The 24386-nt window shown below is 65.8% G+C and carries 18 protein-coding genes; 8 read left to right on the top strand and 10 right to left on the bottom strand.

The window, feature by feature from the left end; genetic code table 11:
- Positions 1-8 precede the first annotated feature (8 nt).
- From VN706_16645 to VN706_16670, 6 genes are all read right to left on the bottom strand, one after another.
- A complete protein-coding gene (locus VN706_16645; GenBank protein HXT17269.1) occupies positions 9-1091 on the bottom strand; it encodes a DNA recombination protein RmuC in 1083 nt (360 codons plus the stop codon).
- 256 nt (positions 1092-1347) lie between these two features.
- A complete protein-coding gene (locus VN706_16650; protein HXT17270.1) occupies positions 1348-3981 on the bottom strand; it encodes an ABC transporter permease in 2634 nt (877 codons plus the stop codon).
- Positions 3978-4313, bottom strand: coding sequence for a PadR family transcriptional regulator (locus VN706_16655; protein HXT17271.1), 336 nt, complete (start codon positions 4311-4313; stop codon positions 3978-3980). The genes VN706_16650 and VN706_16655 overlap by 4 nt, the downstream gene beginning before the upstream one ends.
- 144 nt (positions 4314-4457) lie before the next feature.
- A complete protein-coding gene (locus VN706_16660; GenBank protein ID HXT17272.1) occupies positions 4458-6260 on the bottom strand; it encodes a hypothetical protein in 1803 nt (600 codons plus the stop codon).
- A gap of 65 nt (positions 6261-6325) precedes the next feature.
- Positions 6326-7945 (bottom strand): ATP-binding protein, encoded by a 1620-nt coding sequence (locus tag VN706_16665; GenBank protein ID HXT17273.1) that lies wholly within the window; start codon positions 7943-7945, stop codon positions 6326-6328.
- Positions 7946-8028: 83 nt separating this feature from the next.
- On the bottom strand, positions 8029-9093 hold the full coding sequence (locus VN706_16670; GenBank protein HXT17274.1) for an NADH:flavin oxidoreductase/NADH oxidase: 1065 nt from the start codon (positions 9091-9093) through the stop codon (positions 8029-8031).
- A 140-nt stretch (positions 9094-9233) separates the two neighbouring features.
- Here VN706_16670 and VN706_16675 point away from each other — a divergent pair, with 140 nt between their 5' ends.
- Positions 9234-10205 (top strand): ankyrin repeat domain-containing protein, encoded by a 972-nt coding sequence (locus tag VN706_16675; GenBank protein ID HXT17275.1) that lies wholly within the window; start codon positions 9234-9236, stop codon positions 10203-10205.
- 101 nt (positions 10206-10306) lie between these two features.
- A complete protein-coding gene (locus tag VN706_16680; GenBank protein HXT17276.1) occupies positions 10307-10627 on the top strand; it encodes a hypothetical protein in 321 nt (106 codons plus the stop codon).
- 24 nt (positions 10628-10651) lie between these two features.
- On the opposite strand, the gene msrB is transcribed toward VN706_16680, so the two are convergent.
- Positions 10652-11254: a peptide-methionine (R)-S-oxide reductase MsrB gene (gene msrB / locus VN706_16685; protein ID HXT17277.1), complete on the bottom strand. Its 603-nt coding sequence runs from the start codon at positions 11252-11254 to the stop codon at positions 10652-10654.
- A 136-nt stretch (positions 11255-11390) separates the two neighbouring features.
- Between msrB and VN706_16690 the strand changes: the two genes are divergently transcribed.
- On the top strand, positions 11391-14525 hold the full coding sequence (locus tag VN706_16690; protein ID HXT17278.1) for a M14 family zinc carboxypeptidase: 3135 nt from the start codon (positions 11391-11393) through the stop codon (positions 14523-14525).
- Between the two features lie 246 nt (positions 14526-14771).
- Here VN706_16690 and VN706_16695 read toward each other — a convergent pair whose 3' ends face one another.
- Together VN706_16695 and VN706_16700 are read right to left on the bottom strand one after the other, a co-directional pair.
- On the bottom strand, positions 14772-15230 hold the full coding sequence (locus tag VN706_16695) for a hypothetical protein (protein HXT17279.1): 459 nt from the start codon (positions 15228-15230) through the stop codon (positions 14772-14774).
- 18 nt (positions 15231-15248) lie between these two features.
- Positions 15249-16115, bottom strand: a complete 867-nt coding sequence (locus VN706_16700) for a creatininase family protein (GenBank protein ID HXT17280.1) — start codon at positions 16113-16115, stop codon at positions 15249-15251.
- Positions 16116-16345: 230 nt separating this feature from the next.
- On the opposite strand from VN706_16700, the gene VN706_16705 reads away from it, so the two are divergent.
- The 5 genes from VN706_16705 to VN706_16725 are packed head-to-tail and all read left to right on the top strand — an operon-like array spanning position 16346 to position 22454.
- Positions 16346-16678, top strand: a complete 333-nt coding sequence (locus VN706_16705; protein HXT17281.1) for a PadR family transcriptional regulator — start codon at positions 16346-16348, stop codon at positions 16676-16678.
- Positions 16671-19346, top strand: a complete 2676-nt coding sequence (locus VN706_16710; protein ID HXT17282.1) for an ABC transporter permease — start codon at positions 16671-16673, stop codon at positions 19344-19346. The genes VN706_16705 and VN706_16710 overlap by 8 nt, the downstream gene beginning before the upstream one ends.
- A gap of 44 nt (positions 19347-19390) precedes the next feature.
- A complete protein-coding gene (locus VN706_16715; protein HXT17283.1) occupies positions 19391-19879 on the top strand; it encodes a gluconate 2-dehydrogenase subunit 3 family protein in 489 nt (162 codons plus the stop codon).
- Positions 19872-21563: a GMC family oxidoreductase gene (locus VN706_16720; GenBank protein ID HXT17284.1), complete on the top strand. Its 1692-nt coding sequence runs from the start codon at positions 19872-19874 to the stop codon at positions 21561-21563. Before VN706_16715 ends, VN706_16720 begins: the two co-directional genes overlap by 8 nt.
- Before the next feature lie 36 nt (positions 21564-21599).
- Positions 21600-22454, top strand: a complete 855-nt coding sequence (locus VN706_16725; protein ID HXT17285.1) for a TIM barrel protein — start codon at positions 21600-21602, stop codon at positions 22452-22454.
- A 22-nt stretch (positions 22455-22476) separates the two neighbouring features.
- Here VN706_16725 and VN706_16730 read toward each other — a convergent pair whose 3' ends face one another.
- Positions 22477-24333, bottom strand: a complete 1857-nt coding sequence (locus tag VN706_16730; GenBank protein HXT17286.1) for an ATP-binding protein — start codon at positions 24331-24333, stop codon at positions 22477-22479.
- Between the last annotated feature and the right edge of the window lie 53 nt (positions 24334-24386).

Raw genomic sequence — 24386 nt, forward strand, 5'->3', positions numbered from 1 at the left:
GGGGGGCTTCAGGATGACACCAGCGGCTGCTCGATCTCTTCGACGCCGCGCAGCTTTCGCTCGATGGCCCGCGTGCGCACGGAAGCCTTGTCGACCGCGCTCGACGCCTCCTGCAACTTGTTGCGGATCTTCTCCAATGCGTCGGCGTAGCGGCGGAATTCCGTCTTCGCTTCGCCGAGCACGGTCCAGACTTCGCTCGATCGCTGTTCGATGGCGAGGGTGCGAAAACCCATCTGCAGACTGTTGAGGAGCGCGGCGAGCGTCGTCGGCCCGGAGACCATCACGCGATACTCGCGCTGCAGCACGTCGGGCAGACCAGGGCGGCGAATGATTTCGGCGTACAACCCTTCCGTCGGCAGGAACATGATGCCGAAGTCCGTGGTGCCCGGCGGTGCCACGTACTTCTCGGCGATATCGCGCGCGCATTGACGCACACGCAGCTCGAGTGCGCGCGAGGCTTGATCGACCGCGGCAGCGTCGCCCGCTTCGGCGGCCTCGATGAGACGCGCGTAGTCCTCCTGCGGAAACTTGGCGTCGATCGGCAGCCAGACCTGATCGTTCGCACCTTGTTCGGCGGAGCGGCCGGGAAGGCGAATCGCGAACTCGACGCGCTCCGCACCTTCGCCTTTGGTACACACGTTCTGCGCGTACTGGGCCGGGGTGAGAATTTGCTCGAGCAAGTTGCCGAGCTGCACTTCGCCCCACGTGCCGCGCGTTTTGACGTTGGTTAGAACTTTCTTGAGATCGCCGACGCCCGCGGCGAGCGACTGCATTTCGCCAAGACCCTTGTGGACGAGCTCCAACCGCTCGCTGACGATGTTGAAGCTTTCGCCTAGCCGGCGCTCGAGCGTGCCTTGCAGTTGTTCGTCGACCGTGGAGCGAATGGATGCGAGCTGCACGCGCAGCTCTTCACGCTGGCGCGCGAAGTCGTCGCGCAGGGAGCGCTCGAGGCGTTCGCTCGACCGCTCGGCGGCGTCGAGGCGTGACAGCAGCGGCGACAGGTCGACGGCGGGCTTGCGGGAAAGGAGGAGCAGTTGGGCGGCGAGCGATGCGGCCGCCAACGCGGCAACGACAATGAGGAGGACGACCATAGCGGGCATAATACGCTACAAAACGAAGCATTGTCATCCCGAGCGAGCGTGAGCGAGAGTGTGTCATCCCGAGCGAGCGTGAGCGAGTCGAGGGACCCCCGTACGCCGAGGAGAGATATGGCTCCTCCGTCGGGACGGGGGTCCCTCGACTACGGCGCTGCGCGCCTTCGCTCGGGATGACAGGCGCGATCAACACGCCTCCGCTCGGGATGACAGGCGCGATCAACGCGCCTGCGGTCGGGATGACCAGGTGCGATCAATCCCCTCGCATGGCGATGACGGGATCGACGCGCATGGCACGCCGCATCGGCACCGCGCACGCCGCGAGCGAGATTCCGAGCAGCAGCAAGCCCGTCACGAGGTATGCGGCCGCGTCGGTGCCGCGAATTTCGTAGAGCTGCCCCTGGATCAACCGCGTGGCCCAGACCGACGCCGTCAGCCCGATCGCGAGCCCGGCCACCGACAGAACGAGCGCGCGCGTTCCGATTGCGCGCGCGACGAGGCGCGGTGTGGCGCCGAGCGCAATGCGAATGCCGATCTCGCGCGTACGCTGCGTCACGATGTATGAGATGACGCCGTAGAGGCCGACGGCGGACAACACCACCGCGAGCGACGCGAACGCCGCCAGCAGCGTCATGGTGAAGCGTTGAATCGAGATCGAGCGTGCGAGATCGCTCTCGACCGTTTGCACCGGAGGCGGCGCCATCCGCGAGTCGAACGATGTGACGAGACGCCGAAGCGACGGCACGGGATCGACGCCGTCTTTCGTCCGCACGCTCACGACGACGCGCGTGTTCATGTGCTTCGGATCGATGGGTCGATAGACGAACGGGCTCGAAAGATCAGCGGCGAGGCCGTTCGTCGGAACGTCGTCCGCGACGCCGACGACGGTCATCCAATCGGCGGGCTGCTTGTCGTTGGCACTGGTGAAGCGGAAGCGACGGCCGACCGCCGATTGGCCCGGCCAGTACTTCGACGCGAAGCCGCGATTGACGATGACTTCGTGCTGTTCGATTGGCGACGCACCGAACGTTGAACCGGTGAGACGAATTCCAAGAGTCTGAAAATACGACGCCACGACGAAGTTCAACGGCTGCACGACCTCACCCGCGCCGGACGCCGCAACCCCGTCTTCGGTGCGAACTTCAGCGAGGAACACACCGCCGAGATGAGGCGGCGTCCCGCTGCTGACCGTCACGGCCGTGACGCCGGGAAGCGCGGCCGCACTCTGCATGACGCGCTGAACGAAGTTGTACCGATCGCTGCTCGCGCTATAGTGGTCGTGCGGCAACGTCAGTGTCATCGCGTAGAGGTTGCGTGCGTCGAAGTGTGGATCGATTTGCTCGAGCTTCGTGACGCTGCGGACGAGCAGCGCCGCGCCCACGAGCAACACCGCCGACACCGCCATCTCACTCACCACGAGCAGGGAGCGAAGCGTCTGCGTGCGCGCGGCCGCGGTCCCGGACGCCGACGCGCGCAGCGCGTCATGGCTCGCGCGGCGAATGGCATGCAGCGCGGCGGCGCATCCGAACGCCATGCCTGCCAGCGCCGACATCGCGATGGCGGCCCACAACGCACGGGCATCGAGTTGCGCGTAGGACAACTCGCTCAGAGAATCAGGGCGCGCGACGGCCAGCGCGCGGACGCCGGCGTAGGCGATCGCGACACCGCCAAGGCATCCCGCCGCCGCAAGCACCGTGCTCTCCGTAAGCAGCTGACGCGCGAGTCGCCAGCGTCCGGCGCCGAGGGCGGCGCGAATGGCGAGCTCGCGTTCGCGCGTGGCCCCGCGCGCCAGCAGCAGGTGGGCGACGTTGGCGCACGCGACGAGCAGCAGAAGCGCAACGGCGCCGGCAAGCAGCAACAATGCGGTACGCGTGGTGGACAGATCGCCGGGGTGAACGAGCCGGATGACGAACTTCGGACCGAAATCGCCGCTCAGGTGCTCCTGGTCATCGATGGCATTCAGCTCCTTTTCGGCGGCCGCCACCGACACGCCGCGCTTGAGCCGTGCGATGGTGAAGCTGAAGGGATTGACGCTGTCTTTGACGAGTGGCAGCCACGCGTCGGTTGTCGGTGCGTCGAGGGCCGGCAGGCGCAGGTTCGCCGGCGCGATGCCGATGATCGTGTACGGTTTGTCGTCGAGCGTCAGCGTCTGGCCGATCACATTCGCCGATCCGCCGAAGCGTTCGCGCCACATCGGTTCGCCGATCACCGCCACGCGACGGTTGTTGGAAAACATCTCGTCGGGCGCGAACATACGCCCCGCGATGATGTGCACGCCCGCGAACTCGGCGAAGCTGGGACGAACGAGCCCGGCGTTCACCGTTGCGGCCTCGCCGCGGCCGGTGAGCGTCATCGGCTTCGTGCCGTATCGCTCGATCGACTCGAGCGAGCGCGCCCGCATCGTCCACGCGGCGAACATCGCGTCGCTCGGCGTCACCATGATCCCCGATGCGGCATCGCGCCAAATGCTCACCACGCGATTGGCGTTGCGATACGACAGGGGGTTGAGAATGACGCCGTCGACGGCGCTGAATACCGCCGTACTCGCGCCGATGCCAAGCGACATCGTGAGAAGCGCGACTACGGTCCACGCTTTTTGCTTGGCGAGCGTGCGGAGCGCATACCGAACATCCTGCGCGAGCGCGTCGAGAATCTGCGTACGAGTCACGCGGCGTTGTCTCCGATGGCCGATAGTGAGGCAGGCTTCGCGTGCCGAGCCGAGGTTTCCGAGCCGGTTCAGCGCGGTTTCGCGCGCGTCGTGCTCGCTCATGCCGCGCGCCATGTAGTCGCGAACGCGCATCTCGAAGTGGAACGCCAATTCGTCGTCGACATCCGCGTCGACGCGCGCGCCCCAGAAGCGCGCGTAGCGTCGCCAACTGCGATTCATACGGTTCCCGGCGCAGTTTCGAGGACTTTGGTGACCGCGCCGGCGAAACGTGCCCAATAGGCGTGGGACTCCTTCAACTGCTTTTTCCCGGCGGCGGTCAAGCGATAGAACTTCGCCTTGCGATTGAGCTCGGAGAGGCCCCACTCGGCGGCGATCAGCCCGCGTTCCTCGAGGCGATGTAGCGCGGGGTAGAGCGATCCTTCTTCGACCGACAGGGTGTCGTCGGTGCACTGCTCGATCCAGCGCGCGATGCCGTAGCCGTGCGTGGGCGCCCAGGAGAGCGTCTTGAGGATCATGAGATCGAGCGTGCCTTTGAGGAAGTCGGTGGTCATGCGCTGGGCGCTGGGCGATGGGCGATGGGGGTTACCAAGGAGTCCTAGGTATCGTACCTAGGAGTTCTGGGGGACGCAAGAAGTAAAGAACGACCGGATTGGGCCGAGTCTGACGACGTCTGTCACAGACCCGGTCAGATCTTCTCAGATCTGGTCGTTCTTCTCACAGTACGCCGTCAACGCCTGCGCCGCGTACGGATCGAGCTGCGTCAGATAATCCAGCGACTGCTTCGCCGCCTCCGCGAACGCATCCTGGCCCGCCTGCAGTCCACTGCGCGCCACCGGCACCATGTCGACGCCAAGCCGCGCCAGGCGACAGCTCTCCGTCTTGTCCTTGACCTTCGGCGCTTCCGTGAGCGCCGCCTGCGCGACACCGAGCGCCGCCGCGCCGACGAGAAACTTGGATTGTACCGACGAGCGCACCGTATCCGCGAACGTGAGGAATCGGTACGCGAGCGCGAAGTCCGCCGACGCCTTCGTGCCGCTCGCCGCGCGATAGAGCGAGTTGCCCTTCGCGAGCGCGAACTGCCCGACGAGCGTCGTGTCCTCACCCGCCACCATCGCACGATGCAACGCGGCCAACGCACTGTCCGGCCGCCCGAGCTCGAGCTCGAGCTGCGCCACCATCAGCTGCCCCTGCGCCATCGTCGAGTCGAGCGCCACCGCCTGCTTGGTGGCGTCGAGCGATTCCTGAATCTTGCCGCGCGCGCGGAGCTCCTTGGCGTTGAGCGCCAGCAGATCCGCGCTGCGCGGAAACAGCGCGAGTCCGCGCGGCACCACCGAATCCGCTTCGGCCTTGATGTACTGCGTGTACAACGAGTACATGCGCGCATCCTTCGGAAACGCGGCCACACCGTGCGCCAGCGTCTCGATCGCCTTAAACGGTTTGCCCGCGGCACGATACGCGGTGCCCAGGTGCAGATAGAACGTCGAGTCGCCAAGCGCGCTCACGTCGCGCGCGAGCAGTACTTCGCCCGCGTCGAGCGCATGCGGCCAGCTCTTGTTCTCGTACGCCATGCGCCACTTCTGCTGCACGAGCTGCAGGTTGTCGGGATGCGCATCCGCCGCCGCCGTGATGAACGGCTCGCCGCGGCGCGAGTTTCCACCGTCGAACAACGCGTACGACACGCGAAGGACGAGATCGAGATTCGCGGTATCGGTTCGTGCCAGGCGAAGCCACATCGTTGCCGCGTCGTCGCGACGACGCAGCGAGTCGAGCGCGATCGCCGCCGATTCAATTCCGTAAAAGTTCGTTGAATCGAGCGCGAGCACCTCGCGCGCGACCGACAGCACTTCCGTCGGCGGCCCGGTTTGCCGCAGCGCCCAGAGCAGGCACGTGCGCGCGAGCGTCGAGCGCGGATACACCGACACACCCTCACGCGCCGCGGCGATCGCGCGATTGCCGCTGCCGTCGCGCAATGCATTCTCGCAGCGGCGCTGCGCGAGAACCTGCGACTGCGCCGCGCCGATCTCGCGCGCGAACAACGCCGCGGCCGAGTCCAGCCTCGGCGCCGACACTTCGGCCAGCGGCTGGCGCAGCTTGTCGTCGCGCATGAGCACGAGCTCGCCCGACAATCGAACAGTGCCCGCGGCGTTGCGTACCACGCCGAGGACATATTCGTCGGCACGCATGTACTTGCCCATCGGCCGAATGTCGCGTTGCTCGTCGAACGTGCTGTCGGCGTTGTAGCCGGCGCGATCGAAGTGATCGTTGATGTCGCTGCCGTCGATCACTTCGACGTCGCGCCGGTTGACGAAGCGGCCGACACGCGCGCGGACGGCGTCCGCGGCGCGATGGCCCTGTCGCCAGTCCGTCCCGCGCGCGGGACCGAAGTTGATGATCAGAAGGCCCTGGCGCGTGAACTCGGGCGCTTCTTCTTTCGTGCCGCGCTGCGCGCTCGCGTCGCCAGACAGCGACGCGAGCGCGGCCAGTGCCGCGGTGAACATCAGAATTTGCGAAACGACGGCTGTACCGCCTGTACGCATCGTCGCGATCAAGGGTGGGGGGAGCCCTATGTTATCGCGCGGACGCGAGGTATCGCCAGAGTAAACGTCGAGCCGGCGCCCGGCGTGCTCGCCACGGTGATATCCCCGCCCATCTTGCGCGCCAGGTCTCGGCTGATCGCCAGGCCGAGTCCGGTGCCGGCGGTCGGACGCGCCAGCGCGCGATGCACCTGCACGAAGGGCTCGAAGATCGCGTCCAGCTTGTCGCTCGGAATGCCCACGCCCGTATCACGCACGGCAATGCGCACCGTGCTGCCGTCGCACGCGGCGCCCACGCTGATGTCGCCGCCGGGCTCCGTGAACTTGCCCGCATTTGTGAGGAGGTTGAGCAGAATCTGCTGAACCTTCTCGCGATCGGCGCGCATGCTCAACGTTCGGTCGATCGGTTCGAGACGAAAGGCCAGCTGCCGCTGCCCGAGCTGTGGTGCGACGAGGGGCTCGATGCCCGACAACACCTCGTGCACCAACATGTCCTCGATCTCGAGATCGACGCCGCCCGCCTCGAGCCTCGCGAAGTTGAGAATGTCGTTGATGATGCCGAGCAGGTGCGTCTGATTGCGCGCGATGCGCCGCAGATCCTCCTCCTGCGTGGGCGTGAGCGGCCCGCGCAACCCCATCGCCATCAGATCGGTGTAGCCGCCAATCGCATTCAGCGGCGTCCGGAGCTCGTGGCTCATCGCCGCGAGAAAATCGCTCTTCGCGCGATTCGCCTGCTCGGCCGCGATGCGCGCACCCGCCGCTTCCTGATAGAGCCGCGCTCGCTCGAGCGCCTGTGCACACTGCGCGGCGAACGTCTCGATGAAATCTCGATCGTCTTGCGTGAATTCCGGCAGGTCGTTGAAACCAAGCGTGATGCCGCCGAGCGTGCGGCCGTCGTTGATGAGTGGAATGGACGCCCACGCTTGTGGTGTCACGCGGTGCTGTGCTTCGCGCATGTGCGGGTAGCGGTCGACCGCGTCGCCCAATCTGTCGATATAGATCGGTTGGCCGGCGCGCACGGCCTCGGAGATCATGGTCGTTGAATCCATCGACACCACATGACCCATCGGCAGCACGTCGTCTCGGATACCGTCGAACGCCGTCGCGTGCAGCGTATTCGTCTCGGTGTCGAGCACGTAGACGATGCCGGCCGCCGCGCGCAGCGCCGAGAGTCCGTGCGTCAACGCGACGTGCGCGACGCCGTCCGTCGTGAGCGTTTTGCCAAGCTGCAGCGTGACATCCTGGAGACGGCGAGCGCGCTCGAGCGCATGCCGCGCCGCCTCGCGTGCACGCCACTCATCGGTGACGTTGGTGGCGACGACCAGAATGCCGCCGTCTTCGGTCGGATACGCCCGTCCGCGCAGACGCACGTCCGGCCCGTAGGACTCTTCCCACTCGGTGGAAATGCGTTCGTCGAGTGCACGCTTCGACTCGACAAATCCCGTAGTGCCTTCGAGCTGCGGCATCGCATCGAGCACATGCTTGCCGACGGCCGCATCCGGATCCATGCCCGCCGCCTTCATCGCCGACCGATTCGCCGCGTTGTGGAAGACGATCCGGAAGTCGCGATCGAAGACGACGAAGACGTCGCTGACGACATCGAGCGCGCGCTCGACGGCAATGGGGCTCGATGACTTCGCATTCTCCACGTCGCAAACCTACCGCGCGAACCGCGGCGGCGCACTACGCCGCACCGCGCCGCACCGCGCCGCACCGCGCCGCGTTACGATATTCACAACTTCGCGCGTTCGTATTGCGGCGGCCACGGCGCGTCGCGGCGCAACTCACGCGCCGCGCGCAACGGCCAATGCGGATCGCGCAACAGCTCGCGCGCGAGCACGACCATGTCCGCCTGACCGCTGCGCACGATCGTCTCGGCCTGCTCGGGACTCGTGATCAACCCAACCGCCGCCGTCGGAACGTGCGCATCGCGTCGAACACGCTCGGCAAATTGCACCTGATAGCCCGGACCGACCGGAATTCTCACCTTCGGCGCGATACCGCCGCTCGAGCAATCGATGAGGTCCACACCGTCGCTCACGAGCAAACGCGAAAGCTCGACGGTCTCATCAATGGTCCAACCATCGTCGCGCCAGTCCGTCGCCGAGAGGCGTACGGCCAGCGGAAACCGCTCGGGCCAGACTTTCCGGATCTCACGCATGACGCGCCGCAGGAGTCGCGTGCGATTCTCGAACGATCCACTGTATTCATCGTTGCGCGTGTTCGAGATCGGCGACAGGAATTCGTGCAACAGGTAGCCGTGCGCGCCGTGAATCTCGAGCATCTCCATCTCGGCGGCGAGCGCCCGAACCGCGGCATCACGAAATGCCGATATCACGCGCTCGATTCCTTCGGCGTCGAGCGCGCGCGGCGTCTGGTACTCTGTGTCGAACGGAATCGCGCTCGGTGCATCGATGGGCGACCAACCGCCGAGCTCCGTGCTCAGCGGGCCGCCGCCCTCCCATGGGCGTGCCGTGCTCGCCTTGCGTCCGGCATGCGCGAGCTGTGATCCCCACACCGCGCCGTGCGCCCGCACGAACCGGCCGATGCGCGCGAGAAACTCCACGTGCTCGTCCTTCCAGAGCCCCAAGTCCTGTGGACTGATGCGCGCTTCGGGCAGCACCGCCGTTGCTTCGGTGAGCACGACACCCGCGCCGCCCACGGCAAACTGGCCAAGATGAACGAGATGCCAGTCGTCGGCGAACCCGTCGACGCTCGAATACTGGCACATCGGCGAAACGCCGATGCGATTGCGCAGTGTGACACCGCGAAGGGTGAGAGGCTCGAAAAGATGCATGCGCGAAACGTAGGCACGCGCCCAACGCGACTGAACGAAAGTTGCCGGTCGCGAAACGGTTGAACATCGCTCGTCGAGGCCACTCCTAGCGCATTCGAATTCTCGGGTGCAAAATCTCCGCGAGAAAACTGGAGGCCGACTTGAAAGCTCTCGACGAGCTGTTCGCTGCATCACGCGCAGGCGACGCCGTTGCCGCGTGGCGTGTGCTCGAGAAGTCGCCCGAGCTGGCCAAGGTGACGGGACCACATCCGATCTGGGCCGGAGAACCGACGGCGCTGCACGTTGCCGTGGAGAACGGACGCACGGACGTTGCCGCGATGCTGCTCCGCATGGGCGCGGATCCGAATCATCCGAGCGACATGTACGACGGCTGGACGCCGCTGCTCATCGCCGCGGGACGCCAATCGCGCTCGCTCGTCGAGCTGCTGCTCTCGCACGGCGCGCACGTCGACGCGTGGGAAGCCGCCGCACTCGGCGACGTCGAGCGGCTCGACGCGATCATCACGTCGCAGCCGGGCGTCGTGCGCGCGCAGCGGGCGAATCATGCGCCGCCGTTGCACTTCGCCGCGACGATCCAGGTCGCGCAGCTGCTCATCGACCGTGGTGCGCCACTCGAGGCGGTGGACAAGTACGGATCGACGGCGGCACGATCGGCTGCGTACGGACGCCGCTCGCGCCGGCCGATTGCGAAATTTCTCATGGAAGTCACCGGTGAGCGCGATCCATGGATACTCGCCGCGCTCGACGATACGGCGGGGCTTGCGCGGCTCGCGCTCGAGGGCGTGGACATCGTGAACGCGCGGCGCGATGGAATCAATCCCGCGAGCGGCTTCGGCGAGATGCCGATTCACACCGCGGCGGCGCTCGGCAACGCGAACACGGTGCGCTTTCTGTTGGAGCGCGGCGCGGATCCAAACGCGCCGGTCGAGCAATCCGTGCGTCCGCTGCACTATGCCGCGAAGTGTGATTCGCGCGAAGTGGTCGACGTGTTGCTGGCGGCGGGCGCCAATCCGCAGCTCAAGGACGGGGCGCACGAAGCGACCGCATCCGACTGGGCGCGATTCTTCGGCAACTTCGAGCTGGCTGGATATCTCGAGACGGTCGAATCCTAGGCTGCCGAGCCTTGATCGCGGACGCGGGAAGACGGCCGGCGCGAAACGCGCCGGTCTGAGCCTTGCGAGTTGGGGTTCACTCACCCCAGCATTCGCCCTCGATGCCGCATCGCACGTACACCGATCCGCAGGGCCGGCTGTGGGACGTCTGGTCGGTTCAACCGGAATACGCCGAACGACGACGGACGCCCGTCCACGGGACGACGCTGCCGCCCGCGCAGGAGCGCCGTGAAAAGAAGGGCTTTCGCGTGCCGCTGGGGCGAGCGTGGGCGGGCGGGTGGCTCGTGTTCGAGACGAAGGGCGAGAAGCGCCGGCTGGCTCCGTTTCCCCCGAATTGGACGGAGCTCACCGACGCCGAGCTCGACGAGCTGCGCGGGAGCGCGACGATCACGCAGCGCCCCACGCGACGGCTCATCGAATAGCGGGGGCAGCGAACGACGAAACGCTCAGCTCGCCTTGACGAAGCGCAGTGCGACGGAGTCGATGCAATAGCGAAGGCCGGTCGGCTTCGGTCCATCGCTGAACAGATCGCCCAGGTGCGCGTCGCATCGCCGGCACGTGACCTCGCTTTCGCGATCCCCCGGGCTCGGCTCGCCGTGGTGAAGATTCTCCTCGGCGATCGGTTGCCAGAAGCTTGGCCATCCGGTGCCGGAATCGAATTTGACTGCCGAGTCAAATAGTGGCGTGTCGCAGCAGATGCAGCGGAAGATGCCGCGATCGTGAAGATTCCAGTACGCGCCGGTGAATGGATATTCGGTTCCGCGCTGCCGTGTGATGTGGTAGGACTGCGCGGACAGTTGCTTGCGCCATTCAGCGTCGGATTTCACGACTTTCGGCACGCGCGCGGTGCCCAGTCGCTTTCCGTCGTTCGAGAACTCGACGATGGTCACGTCGTCGAAATGCGGCCGCCCGAGCGCAACGTGCTTGAACCCGGCGAGTCCGCCGACCGCGGCGATCAGAAAGCTTCTGCGCGGGATCAGCGCGTTGCGGACGACGCCGGTGTCACTGGCCGATGGCTGGGCCGACTCGTATGCTTCATCTCGCTGCATTGTACCTCCCTCCTCACGTGCACGACCACTCGACGGAGCACCGTTGATGATTTTCCATTCCTGGCGGCTGCGTTCTGCTTCGCGCCGCGTTTTGCGTCCCGCGGTCACATCCATCACATGTATCGCCGCGTTGGCGATGACGTTCCCGCGGTCGCTTCATGCGCAGGCCGCGGTCAACGAAACGCGCGATCCGCATCAGACGCAGTACGACGACTTCGCCAAACTCTACACACAGTGGACTGGCGGTGCGCAGTATGGCAGCCCGCTGGTCGATCACTTGCCGAAGGTCTCGGGCATTCCATCGCCGAAGGACGTTCTGGGCTACTACATCGGCGCACCCGCCAAGCTGACGTACTACGCCGACATCCTCAAGTATTATCGCGCCCTGGCCAAGGCCGCGCCGGATCGTGTGAAGGTCGAGCACATCGGGACGTCGGACGAGGGCCGCGAGCTCGTCGTGATCTGGGTGTCGTCGCCGGAGAACATCCGCAATCTGCAACGCAACCGCGACAATCTGGCGAAGCTTGCCGATCCGCGCGGGCGTTCGGATGCCGAGATTCGCCAGCTCATCGCGACGACGAAGCCGAACTATCACTTCATGGGCGGCTTGCACTCGGGCGAGACCGGACCGTCGGAGATGTTGATGGAGCTGGCGTATCGATTGGTGACCGAGACGTCGCCGCTCGTGAGTCAGATTCGCAACAACGTGATCGTGTCGATCACGCCGGCGGCGGATCCGGATGGACGGGATCGCAACGTCGATTGGTTCTATCATGGGCTCGACATGCAGGCCGCGACGAGCGATGGGCGTGGTGCGCTGGGCGATGGACGTGCCGCTGGTGATTCGGCGGCCAATGGTGGTGCGGCTGGGCCGCCCAACCCCCTGCGCCCACCGCCCAACCCAGCGGGGCAGCTCCCCTACTGGGGCAAGTACGTGTATCACGACAACAATCGCGACATCAACCTCTCACAGGTGTCGATGCGCGCGATCACGGATTGGTACTACACGGCGCATCCGCCGATCATGCACGATCTGCACGAAGCGCAGCCGTTGATGTACACGTATTCGGGCGGGCCGCCTCAGAACCCGAATCTCGATCCGTTGTTGTTCGCCGAGCTGCCGTGGTTCTCGAATTGGGAGCTGGCGCAGATGACGAAGTGGGGTATGCCGGGCGTGTACACGCACGCGTTCATGGATGGGTATTCGCCGGGCTATCTGGGCTCGGTCGCGTACAATCACAACGGCATGATGCGGATGTACGAGACGCAGTCGGGGCGGGAGCCGAGCGTTGGGCGTGGTGCGGTGGGCGCTGGGCGGGATTCCTCGGCGGATTCGACGGCTCGGCGCGGAGCGAATGCGGCTGGCGCGAATGCGGCTGGTGCGAATGCGGCTGGCGCGAATGCGGCTGGCGCGAATGCGGCTGGTGCGAACGCTGCCGGCGGCGGACGTGGTGGTCGTGGCGGCGGTGGTCGGGGTGGCCGTGGGGGGCGCGGTGGTGCAGCCGGGGACTCAGCGCAGTCGCCCAACGCCCAGCGCCCAACGCCCAACGCGGGAGCGCCCAACACCCAACGCGGAGGCACCGGAGCGTTCAGCGCCTGCAACGGCGCCCGCTCGAGCGTGCCGACGGGCTGCGGTGGCGCACAGCCGCGCGAGTGGTATCGCGGCCTGCCGATTCCGCCGAACGCGATCCAGAACTTCACGCGGCGCGACAACACGAACTACATGGAGACCGGCGTGCTGTCGGCGCTCCAGCTCACGTCGATGTTTCCACAATTGATATTAGAAAACTTCTATATCAAGACGCGAAACTCGCTGGAGCACGGCTCGACCGAAGCGCCGTTCGGCTACGTGATCCCCGTGCAGCGCGACATGACGAAGGTCGCGACGCTCGTGAACGTGCTGCGCGCGCAGGGCATCGAGATCGGAACGCTCGACAAGGACGCGTCGGTGGGGAGCGACAAATTCCCCGCGGGCTCGTACGTCATCAAGCTCAACCAGCCGTACGGCCGACTCGCGAAAAACCTGCTCGAGCGCCAGGACTACCCTGATCCCGCCATCCAGACCTACGACGACAGCGGCTGGTCGATGGGCTACGCGTTCAACGTCGACGTGAAGGAAGTAAAGGACAAGGCGATTCTGGACGCGCCGTCGACGCTCGTGAAGACGGCGGTGGTCCACGGCACCGTAAGAGGCAGCGGCACCGCCGGACTCGCCGTGGCACACTACGGCTCGAACAACATGATCGCGTTCCGCTACAAGCTGCGGAACGTGCCGATGAAGATCGCCGAGCAGTCGTTCACGGCCGAAGGCGTGAATTTCCCCGCGGGTTCGTTCATCGTGACGGGCTCGCCGGCGGATCTGCAGGCCGCGCGCGCGCAGGTCGAGCAGTTGGGGCTCACCGCCGCCGCACTCTCGTCGCTCCCGACGGTGGCGTCCCATGATGGTGACGCGCCGCGCATCGCGATCTACTCCCAGTGGAACGGCACGCAGGAGCTGGGCTGGTATCGCCACGCGTTCGATCAGTTCGGCATTCCCTACGATCTGATCTTCAAGGAGCGCGTCGAACAGGGCGACCTGCGCAAGGATTACGACGTCATCATCATGGCGGCGCAGAACATCAATCGCACCGCGGTGATGGCCGCGAAGGCCGCGAAGCCGCAGCCCTATGAGAAAAGTGACAAGTACAAATTCCTCGGCATGTACGGCTCGACGCCGGACATGAGTGGAGGATTTGGCCAGGCGGGCGCCGACACGTTCGGCAAGTTCCTGGAGCAGGGCGGCACGCTGATCACCGCCCTGCAATCGTCGCGCTTCCCGATCGAATTCGGCTTCGCGCACACGGTGGATTCGGAGAATCCCACCGGCGTCGCGGCGCAGAAGCCGCTCATCCAGGCGGAGATCGTCAAGGCCAACAGCCCCGTCTTCTACGGTTACGAGAACAAGATCTTCCCGATCAAGTTCCCACAGGGATCCCAGGTGTTCCGCGTCGGGATCGCCGATCAGGCGAACGTGATCGGCGAGTACGTGGGCGGCGACGCGTCGGTGCTGAGCGGTTCGATCACGGGCGCCGACAATCTCCGCAATCGCGCGTTCGCGGTGGACATTCCGCAGGCGTACAACGGGGGCGGGCGGGTGATCATGTTCGCGAACAATCCGGTGTATCGCTGGCAGAACCACGGAGAGTTCAACATGATCTTCAACTCGATCATGAACTGGAATGATGAGCCAAGGGCTGTCGCGCCCGCCGCGGCGACGAGCAGTGGACGGTAGGACAAAAGCGACCACGGACGGACGGCGGACAACGGCGGAACGGCACGGAGACGGCGTAAACTGCAATTGACTGCAGTTTCATGGCCTTTTTAGAAAACCCTCAGGACGCTTCGAGCCACAAAGCGTCCTGAGGGTTTTCTAAAAAAGGCGTTCAACGTCAAACGTTCAACGCCGTCTCCGTGCCGATCCGTGTACGTCCGAAGTTGGTCCGTGGTGTTTTTCTTGCGCCAGTACGCTGCGTACCGTCTACTCGAGATGCTTCCAAACGCTTGCCGTCAAACAAAGACCCACGGCACTCGTCACGATCGATGCCGTGCTGAGCCCGTGGCCCACCGACGCGAGCGTCGCCGTAAACCCGAGCATCGCTGTAAATCCTCCGGCGCGCCGACGCTGCCGTAACAACCGCGCGGTGTACAAGCTCGCCCACGAGGTCAGCCCAAGCATCGCGTAGCCCTCCCAGATGCGCAGCTCCCGCCAGTGGTCGACGAGCGTCATGAGCATCGCGATCGACGAGAACCCGAGACCCGCGAGCATCAGCCAGCCGATGACCGAGAAGTACCCGGCGACGAGCCGAATGCGTCCGCCGCCGGGCAACTGGTCGCGGAGCGCGGCCTCTTCCTGCGCGAGCTCCATCTCGTAGCGCGCGTCGTAATAGACCGGCTCCGCCGGTTCCGGCGGCGTAACGAGCGTGAAGCGTGATCGCACGGCCAGGTCTCCGAAGGACTACTTGTTGGTTTCCGTGCCGGCCAGGAACGCGTTGATCTGCCGCACGGCGTAATCGACCTTGATGTCGAACGCCTTCTTGCCGAGCTCCTTGGTCGAGCGCCGCGCGTCGCCCGAGATGCCGTTGTTGATGCGCGGCACCTTTGGATCGCGCTGCGCGCCGCGCCCGAGCGTGTCGCCGAGCGCGGTAGGAATGAGATCGGCGCGGACGTAGACGTTGGCGGAATCGAGATACCACATCTCTGATGTATCGGGGATGCCGGCGTGCGAGCTCACCGGATATCCGTTCGCCTTGAGCCAGGCGTCGAAGTCGCCCTGCGCCTTGGCGTACACCTCATCGCAGAAAAAGACGCGCACGCCCTGCGGCGCGTACTTGGCGTCGAGCTTTTTCGCGACCTCGCCGTACACGTTCGTGCCGCCGCCGTGATCCTGCATGAGGATGACGTTCTTGAAGCCGGTGGCGATCGCCTGCTCGGTCAGGCGTTCGAGTACCGCGCCGAGAATCTCGGGCGTGAGGCCGATGGTGCCGGGCAGCGTCGCGCTCGCGTTGTTCGGCGTGTACGGCAGGACGGGCAGCGCGATCGCATTCCCGAGTTTGATGGCGATCGCCTTGACCGTCGCCTGCGCCATCATGGTATGGCCGCCGTTGGTATTCTGCGGACCGCGCTGTTCGGTGCCGCCCGTATAGATGAGGGCCGTGGTCTTGCCTTCGGCCATCGCTTGTTTGACTTCGGGCCAGGTCATCTTGTCGAATTCGACGAGCGGCCCCTTGGGTGGGTTCCTGGACAGCTGGGCGCCGGACGCGGCGAGCGGGAACATGAGCGCGGCGGCAGGTACCGCCACGGCGGCGATGCGAAGACGGGACATGGGCTCGAAGGGTCGGGAGAATGGGGGCGTGGTCGGCGGAATTGTGGTGCGCGGGGCGCTGCCCGGCAAGTCGAGCCGCTCGGCGAGCCGCTCGGCGAGTCGCTCGTCGGCCTGCTCGGCCGCTTAATCGACTCTTAATGGAAATGCCGGCCGTTTCATCACGCTTCGCCGTTAACGGACCCATACGGTGCGCTGCTATATGTGTCAGTCCCACATATCGAGCGCCAGCGATGCTCACCGACGAACTGAAGAAAGGCAGTGCCGAATTCCTCGTACTGTCGCTGCTCGAGACCGAGCACCGGCATGGGTACGAGCTTCAGAAGCTCATCGAGTCGCGGTCGAAGGGCGTGTTGGTGTTTCACGTCGCCTCGCTCTATCCGCTGCTCTATCGGCTCGAGGATCGCGGATGGATCGCGGGGCGCTGGGTCGAGAAGGCGGGCGAGCGTCGGCGCCGCTTCTACCGCCTGACGCCCGCCGGCCGCGCGCCACTCGTCGCCCAGCGCGAAGGGTGGCGTGAATTCGTGTCGGCAATCAACCGCGTCGCGGGGGTGCGATATGCGTGAGTCACACCAGTCACCTGAGTCATTCGATTGGCGCGCCGACGTGCGCGCGCGGCTGTCCACATCGGGATTGAGGTCCGAGGACGAAGCCGACATCGTCGAGGAGGTCGCCCAGCATCTCGAGCAGCAGTTCACCGAGCTGACGCCGCAGATCGGCGCGACGGCGGCGCGTGAACGATTGCTCCGCCAACTACGCGACGAAGCATTCGAGGGGGCGGTGATCGGCCGACGTCGCCGTGTCGTGCAGAGCCGAGCGCGCGTGTGGAGCTCGACGTCGGTGCTGCGCGATTTCCGCGAGGGCTTTCGGTCGCTCCGGCGCAGTCCGGCCACGCTCATCGCCGGCAGTGCCGCGCTGTCGCTCGGCATTGGCCTCACGGTGGCGATGTTCAGCATCATCTATGGATTGCTGCTCAAGGGACTGCCCTACGACAATCCCTCGCGCATCGCGGTGGTGAAGCTCATCGATCCGCGCGAGCCGGGCGTCGACGCGCTCATTCCCTTCGGCGATCTCGCCGCGTACCGGGCGCAACAGCGTTCCTTCGAGACACTCGGCGCCTACTCGACGTCCACGGTGAACGTGAGCGGCGGGGATCGCGCCGATCGCGTGCAGGCGGCGGAGGTCACCGTCGGCACGATCGAAGTCACGCGCACCGCGCCCGCGCTTGGCCGCTCGTTTCAAGCGGCGGACGCCGATCCATCGGCACCGCCGGCGGCCATCCTGAGTCATTCGCTCTGGCGCGACCGGTTTGCGTCGAATCCGAACGTGGTCGGAGCCACGATTCGTGTCGACGGTCGTCCCCGCACCATCGTCGGTGTGATGCCCGACGCATTCGAGTTTCCGTATAGCACCCGGATCTGGCTGCCGCTGCAGGCGAACGCGACCGTGCCGCCGGGCGAGGGACCGATGGTCAATCCCGTCGGCCGGCTGCGGCCGGACGCGTCATATGAGAATGCGAATGCCGAGTTCGCGAGCCTGGCGGGCCGGCTCGCGGCCGTCCGGCCGGTTCAGGATGCGAGGATGCGCATCGTGGTGCTGCCGTTCGTGCGCGCGTCCGTCAACCCGCGATTCTACTGGCTGATGAACACGATGTTCGTTGCCGTCTTCCTGGTGTTGCTCGTCGCGTGCGCGAACGTCGCCAACCTGCTGCTCGATCGAGCGGCCAACCGGAGCCGCGAGATCGGCATTCGCACCGCGCTTGGCGCCTCGCGACTGGCCATCGTGCGCCAGTCGCTCGTCGAGTCGAGCATTCTCGCGATCGGAGCGGCGATCGTCGGGATTGCGATCGCGCAGGTTGGAATCACCGTGTTCAACCGCGCCGTCGCCAATGCGGAGTCGCCGTTGTTCTGGATGGACGTCGGGTTGCATCCCGCGGTGCTGCTGTTCGTCGTCGCGACGGCGGTCGTGGCGAGCATCGTGTCGGGGCTGGCGCCGGCGATTCAGTCCGCGCGCATCGACATCAGCGCGGTGCTCAAGGATGAATCACACGGTGCGTCATCGCTGCGCGTCGGCCGGCTGAGTCGCACGCTCGTGGTCGTTCAGATCGCGGTGTCGAGCGCGATTTTGCTCGCGTCGGGATTCATCACGCGCAGTATCGTCAATTTGCGGGACGTCGATCCGGGCTTCACGACAGCCGGGTTGGTTACCGCGCGAGTGACACTGACGACCGGCGACACTGTGCGTCAGCGCGCGTTCTTCGAGCGCCTCGATCGCGAGCTTGCCACGCTGCCGGGGAACGGCGGCGTATATCTCGGCAACGGACTGCCCGGTGCCGGATGGGTATCGCATCATGCGTACGTCGAAGGCCGCACGTATCGCACGCAGCGAGAACGACCGATCGTCAGCTCGCTCGCGGTCACGCCCGGTTTCTTCACGACGTTCGGTGTACGCGCGACACGCGGCCGCACGATCACCGCCGCCGATCGTTCCGGCGCAGCGGACGTCGCTGTCGTCAGCGAGTCGTTCGTGCGCCGCCAGTTTCATGGCGAAGACGCGATCGGCAAACGAATTCGTGTGAGCTCGGACTCGACGGCGCCGTGGCTCACCATCATCGGTGTGATTCCGACGCTGTTCGCGGCGAGCATCGACAATCCGTGGCCGCCGGAAGTGCTCACTTCGTTCTGGCAGGAGGGCGGGCATGCGACGGGGGTCGTCGCATTGCGCGGCACGGGCGACGCGACAAGCGCGGCATTGCGTCGCATCGTGGCGTCGATCGATCCTGAGACGCCGGTGTACAAGGTCCAGAGCATGGCCGACGTGATGAAACAGCCGATGTGGTTGTTCAATGTCTTCGCGACGATCTTCCTCATCTTCGGCGCGGTGGCGCTCGTCCTGTCTTCGATTGGCCTGTACGCGGTGATGGCATTCTCCGTCAGCCGGCGCATACGCGAACTGGGAATTCGGCTCGCGCTCGGTGCAACCGCTGGCGACGTGTTGGGCATGGTCTTTCGACAGGGGGCGCGTCAGACCGCTGTCGGGATGGCGATCGGCCTCGTCGTTGGCCTCGTGCTGGTGCGTGCGGCAAGCGCGGCGTTGTTCGGCGTGCGGCCGGGCGATCCACTCGTCATGGCGGTCGTCGCGATCGTGCTTGGCGGAACGGCGACGATCGCGTGCATCGTTCCGGCGCGGCGGGCGACGCGTGTGGATCCCCTCATCGCGCTGCGGACGGATTGATCGCGGGCGCTTGACGCGCGGCGCGGCGCGGCGGAGAATAGACCATGGACCGCCGCACGCTACTCAAGTCGCTCGCCGCCGCGGGCGCGTCCTCCCTGCTGCCGCACGACGCCTTCGCGGCGTGGGAGCGGGTGGCATCGGGCGTTGCGCCTCGCGACGGCTTGAGCGAGGCGCAGCTCGCGCACATCGGCGCGATTGCCGACGTCATTCTTCCCCGCACCGAGACGCCGAGCGCGACGGACGTCGGCGTGCCGGCGTTCATCGACGTGATCGTGAGCGAGCAGATGACGGAGGTCGATCGCCAGACGTTCGTCGCGAATCTCGACGCGATCGACCCCGCGGCGCTCGACGCAATCGAATCGTCGAGCGATCGCCGCGGCGAACCGGCGCACACGTATTGGCGGCTCAAGGATCTGATCGTGTACGGCTACTTCACGAGCGAGCCGGTGATGAAGACGGTGCTGCACTACGAGGTGATGCCCGGCAAGTTCGACGGCGGTGCGCCGATGCCGATGGCGATGCCGCATGGTTGAAACCACGCACTTCGACGCGATCGTCGTCGGCTCGGGAATCAGCGGAGGCTGGGCCGCGAAGGAGCTCACCGAGCACGGCCTGAAAACGCTCGTGCTCGAGGCGGGCGGCCCGATCGATCCGAATACCGATTTCGTCGAGCACGTGCAGCCGTGGCAGATGCACTTCCGCGGCATGGGCGACCGCAAGGCGCTCGAGCGCGACTATCCGGTTCAGCGTGGCTGCTACGCGTGCGATGAGATGGGCCACAAGTTCTTCGTGAAGGACGCGGAGAATCCGTACACCACGCCCGATAACGCGCCGTTCAAGTGGTTCCGTGGCCGACAGGTTGGCGGGCGTTCGATCACGTGGGGTAGGCAAGTCTATCGCTGGAGCGATCTGGATTTCGGCGCGAATGCACGGGACGGCCACGGCAACGATTGGCCGATTCGTTACCAGGACATCGCGCCGTGGTACTCGCATGTCGAGCGCTTCATCGGCGTGACCGGCGCGCCCGAGGGATTGTCGCAGCTGCCGGATGGCGAATTTCTCCCCGCGATGCCGATGACCGTCGTCGAGGAATACGCGCGACCCAAGATCCTTTCGAAGTTCGGCGGCGAGCGCGTGATGACGATCGGCCGCGCGGCGATCCTGACGCAGAATCACAACGGCCGCCTGGCGTGCCACTACTGCGGCCCGTGCGAGCGCGGCTGCATCACGCACTCGTACTTCAATAGTCTTGGCTCGACGTTGCCCGCGGCGCGCACGACGGGCAATCTCACGCTGCGGCCGAACAGCGTCGTGGCCGAAGTGTTGTACGATCCGAAGCGCGGTCGCGCGCGCGGCGTGCGTGTGATCGACGCCAACACGATGCAGTCGCGTGAATACACGGCGCGTGTCGTATTTCTATGTGCGTCGGCGATCGAGTCGGTGCGTCTCCTGTTGAACTCGAAGAGCACGCGCTTTCCGGACGGCCTCGCGAACTCGAGCGGCATTCTGGGCCGCTACGTGATGGATCATCACTATGGATCAGGGGCGTCGGGAACCGTGCCGGGCTTCACCGACAGGCGCACGACGGGGCGGAGGCCGAACGGCATCTACATCGCGCGATTCCGCAATGTGAAATCCCAGCATCCGGACTTTCTGCGCGGCTACGGCATGCAGGGCGGATCGGGCCGCGATGGGTGGGGCCGCGGCGGGCGGATGCCGGGCTACGGCACCGACTTCAAGAATTCTCTCATCAACGAGCTGGGTCCCTGGTCGCTGTCGGCGTCGGGATGGGGTGAGACGCTGCCCAACGAAGCCAATCGTGTGACGCTCGACGACACCGTGAAGGACAAGTGGGGCGTGCCGTCGGCGCGCATCGAGGTGCGGTGGCGCGACAATGAAAAGGCAATGGACAAGGACATGCAGACCGCGATGGCCGAGATGCTGGACGCCGCGGGCTGCACGAACATCCGCACGCATGGCTCGAGCAATCCGCCGGGCCACTGCATTCACGAGATGGGCGGCGCGCGCATGAGCAAGACGGCGAACGACGGTGTGCTCAATCGCTGGAATCAGGCGTGGGACGTCAAGAACCTGTTCATCACCGACGGCGCGTGCATGGCGAGCAACGGGTGTCAGAATCCGAGCATTACGTACATGGCGTTGACGGCGCGGGCGGTGGATCATGCGGTGCGGGAGATGAAGGCAGGCGCGCTGTGAGCGGTGGGCGCTGGGCGATGGGCGCTGGGCGGGTCGATGTCTGACCGGCGGAGCGTTCTGCGTGCGATGGCTTCCGCGGTGGCGGCGACCGCGCTCGGCACGACGAAATCGGTCGCCCAGCGCCCATCGCCCATCGCCCATCGCGTACGGCAGTCGTTGTCGCGCTGGTGCTACGCCCGGATCCCCCTCGACGACCTCTGCGAGACCGCGAAGAGCATCGGCTACGCCTCGGTCGAGCTGCTCGACGAAAAGGATTGGAGCGTGGTGAAGAGTCACGGCCTGGCGTGCGCCATGGCCAACGGTTTCGGCTCGATTCCCGTCGGCTTCAATCGGCCGGATCATCACGACAAGCTCGTCGCCGATGCCGAGGCGCTGCTTCCCAAAGCGGCGGCGGCGGGGGTGCCGAACATCGTCTGCTTCAGTGGCAATCGCGCGGGTTTGTCCGACGGCGAAGGCATCGCGAATTGCGTCGCGGGCCTCAAGCGGGTGACGCCGGCGGCCGAGCAGCACGGCGTGACGCTCTGCCTCGAGGTGCTGAACAGCAAGGTCGATCACAAGGACTACCAGGCCGATCACACGGCCTGGGCCGCCGAGGTGGTGAAGGGCGTCGATTCGCCGCGATTAAAGATCTTATATGATATTTATCATATGCAGATCATGGAAGGCGACATCATCCGGACCATCCGGACCTATTACCCGTTCATCGGCCACTTCCATACCGGCGGCGTGCCGGGCCGGAACGAGATCGACGACACGCAGGAGCTCAATTACCATCGCGTCATGCAGGCAATCGCCGACCTGGGATACACCGGCTACGTCGGCCAGGAGTTCGTGCCCAAAGGCGACCCGGTCGCCGGCATGAAGCAGGCGTTCGAGATCTGTAACGTCTGATCGCGCCGGCGCGCCTCGACCCTCAGGTGCCGAGCTGCCGGCTCGGCAACGTCAGCGCGAAGCGCGATCCCTTGCCGACCGCGCTCAACACCGCCACGTCGCCGCCCATCATGCGCGCCAGCCGGCGGCTGATCGCCAGCCCCAGTCCCGTTCCGCCGTGCGTGCGCGTGTAGACATGTCCCGTCTGCGTAAACGGCTCGAAGATTCGATCGAGCTCTTCGCGCGGAATTCCGACGCCGGTGTCCTCGCAGACGAACACCACCGTCCCCGGAATGTCGTTCGCCGGGGAGCACATCAAGTGCACCGAGCCGCCGCTTGGCGTGAACTTGATGGCGTTCGAGAGCAGGTTCACGAGGATCTGACGCACGCGCAGCGGATCGCCCAGGTAGTTGATCGCGTTCCGGCACGTGTGGTCGAGCGTGAGGCCGCGATCGAGCGCGTCCTGGCGCACGAGCGATACTGCTTCGTTCATCACTTCCTGCGCGGACGCGATCTGCACGGTGACCGCCAGCCCTCCCGCCTCGATGCGCGAGAGGTCGAGCACGTCGTCGATCAATTGTCGCAGATGCTCCGTACTCTTGCGGATGCGCTCGAGATAGCCGGCCTGCAACGGGGTCGGCGCCCCGACAATGCCCATCTGTAAGAGATCCGTGAAGCCGACGATCGCGTTGAGCGGCGTGCGAAGCTCGTGGCTCATCGTCGCCAGGAACGACGATTTTGCTTCGCTCGCCGCTTCGGCATCGGCGCGCGCCGTCTCGAGCGCTTCACGCGTTCGCGTGCTGTCGAGCGCCAGCCCGACTCCCTTCCCGAATGTCCGCAGACTCGCCACAAAGTCGGCCGAGAAACTACGCTCGGCGGCGTACGTGTAGGTGAGCGCGCCGATCATTCGGCCACCGACGCGCACCGGCATCGAGATGCCCGACGCGACCCCGCTGCGCTCGACCAGCTCGATGAGATTCGGATATCGCGCGATGAGCGACGCTTGATCCTCGAACACCACGGTCTCGCCCGAGCGAATCGCGTCGGCCGGCGGGAACGGCGCGTCGGCCGGCAACTCCTGGTACTGCGTCGCCAGGCCGTCGGGCATCGCGTGATAGCGCTCGAGACGAATCAACGATTCGTCGTCGCTCAGCAGCCACAGCGACGCGTGGTCGGCGCCAACCGCGACGCGGCCTTCCTCGACCGCGATCTCCGCCACATCCCGCGGCGCCGGCGCGTGCGAGAGCGAGAGCGTGAGCGCATGCAGATGCGCCAGCAGCTCGGCGCGCTGCTCCGCCAGCGAGCGCGACTCTTCGGCGAGAACCAGCGACGCCGCCAGCTCCGCATTCGTGCGCTCGAGCTCATGGGCAAGCGCGTGGGCTTGCGCGCTGTGTTTCTCGAGCTCGTTCGCCTGCTCCTCGAGCAGCAGCTGCTGCTGAATCATTTCGGTGACGTCGCGAATGACGTTCACGATGAACTGCGTCTCGCCAAGCTTGCCGTCGTTGCGCACGGCGTACGCGCGCACTTCGGACCACCGTTCGCGGCCGGTGGCGCGTTCGCGCACGCGAAGTACGGCGTCGGCGTGGCCGCGCTGAATGGCGACACGTCCGGGCAGTCCCTCGATCGGAAGCGGAACGCCGCTGGCGTCGCACACCTCGAACCGGCGGAGGTAGTCGCCGACCGGGGCGGCGAGCAGGGCGGCGGCGGAGTCGTAGCCGCTCATTCGCGCGCCACGCTCGTTCGCGTAGACGAGCCGCCCGCGCATGTCCTGCACCGTAATGCCGTCGCGAAGATTCTCGACGAGCAGCGCGAACTGCGCCCACGCGGGAGTGGATGCTGGCGCGAGCGCCCCGACATTTGTTGTTCCCGACGATTCGCTGGCTGCCGGCCCGTCATCCATGCGGCGAGGGCTCCGTTCGTAAACCCCGGACGTTACACGGGCGGGTTATGCGG

Source organism: Gemmatimonadaceae bacterium (assembly GCA_035606695.1).
Taxonomy (GTDB): Bacteria; Gemmatimonadota; Gemmatimonadetes; order Gemmatimonadales; family Gemmatimonadaceae; genus JAQBQB01.

What these genes read in the sequence shown, in the direction of transcription:
- VN706_16645 (HXT17269.1), bottom strand. Translation starts at nt 1,091, where the DNA reads ATGGTCGTCCTCCTCATTGTCGTTGCCGCGTTGGCGGCCGCATCGCTC.
- VN706_16650 (HXT17270.1), bottom strand. Translation starts at nt 3,981, where the DNA reads ATGAATCGCAGTTGGCGACGCTACGCGCGCTTCTGGGGCGCGCGCGTC.
- VN706_16655 (HXT17271.1), bottom strand. Translation starts at nt 4,313, where the DNA reads ATGACCACCGACTTCCTCAAAGGCACGCTCGATCTCATGATCCTCAAG.
- VN706_16660 (HXT17272.1), bottom strand. Translation starts at nt 6,260, where the DNA reads ATGTTCACCGCGGCACTGGCCGCGCTCGCGTCGCTGTCTGGCGACGCG.
- VN706_16670 (HXT17274.1), bottom strand. Translation starts at nt 9,093, where the DNA reads ATGCATCTTTTCGAGCCTCTCACCCTTCGCGGTGTCACACTGCGCAAT.
- VN706_16680 (HXT17276.1), top strand. Translation starts at nt 10,307, where the DNA reads ATGCCGCATCGCACGTACACCGATCCGCAGGGCCGGCTGTGGGACGTC.
- msrB (HXT17277.1), bottom strand. Translation starts at nt 11,254, where the DNA reads ATGCAGCGAGATGAAGCATACGAGTCGGCCCAGCCATCGGCCAGTGAC.
- VN706_16690 (HXT17278.1), top strand. Translation starts at nt 11,391, where the DNA reads ATGACGTTCCCGCGGTCGCTTCATGCGCAGGCCGCGGTCAACGAAACG.
- VN706_16700 (HXT17280.1), bottom strand. Translation starts at nt 16,115, where the DNA reads ATGTCCCGTCTTCGCATCGCCGCCGTGGCGGTACCTGCCGCCGCGCTC.
- VN706_16705 (HXT17281.1), top strand. Translation starts at nt 16,346, where the DNA reads ATGCTCACCGACGAACTGAAGAAAGGCAGTGCCGAATTCCTCGTACTG.
- VN706_16710 (HXT17282.1), top strand. Translation starts at nt 16,671, where the DNA reads ATGCGTGAGTCACACCAGTCACCTGAGTCATTCGATTGGCGCGCCGAC.
- VN706_16715 (HXT17283.1), top strand. Translation starts at nt 19,391, where the DNA reads ATGGACCGCCGCACGCTACTCAAGTCGCTCGCCGCCGCGGGCGCGTCC.
- VN706_16720 (HXT17284.1), top strand. Translation starts at nt 19,872, where the DNA reads ATGGTTGAAACCACGCACTTCGACGCGATCGTCGTCGGCTCGGGAATC.
- VN706_16725 (HXT17285.1), top strand. Translation starts at nt 21,600, where the DNA reads ATGTCTGACCGGCGGAGCGTTCTGCGTGCGATGGCTTCCGCGGTGGCG.
- VN706_16730 (HXT17286.1), bottom strand. Translation starts at nt 24,333, where the DNA reads ATGGATGACGGGCCGGCAGCCAGCGAATCGTCGGGAACAACAAATGTC.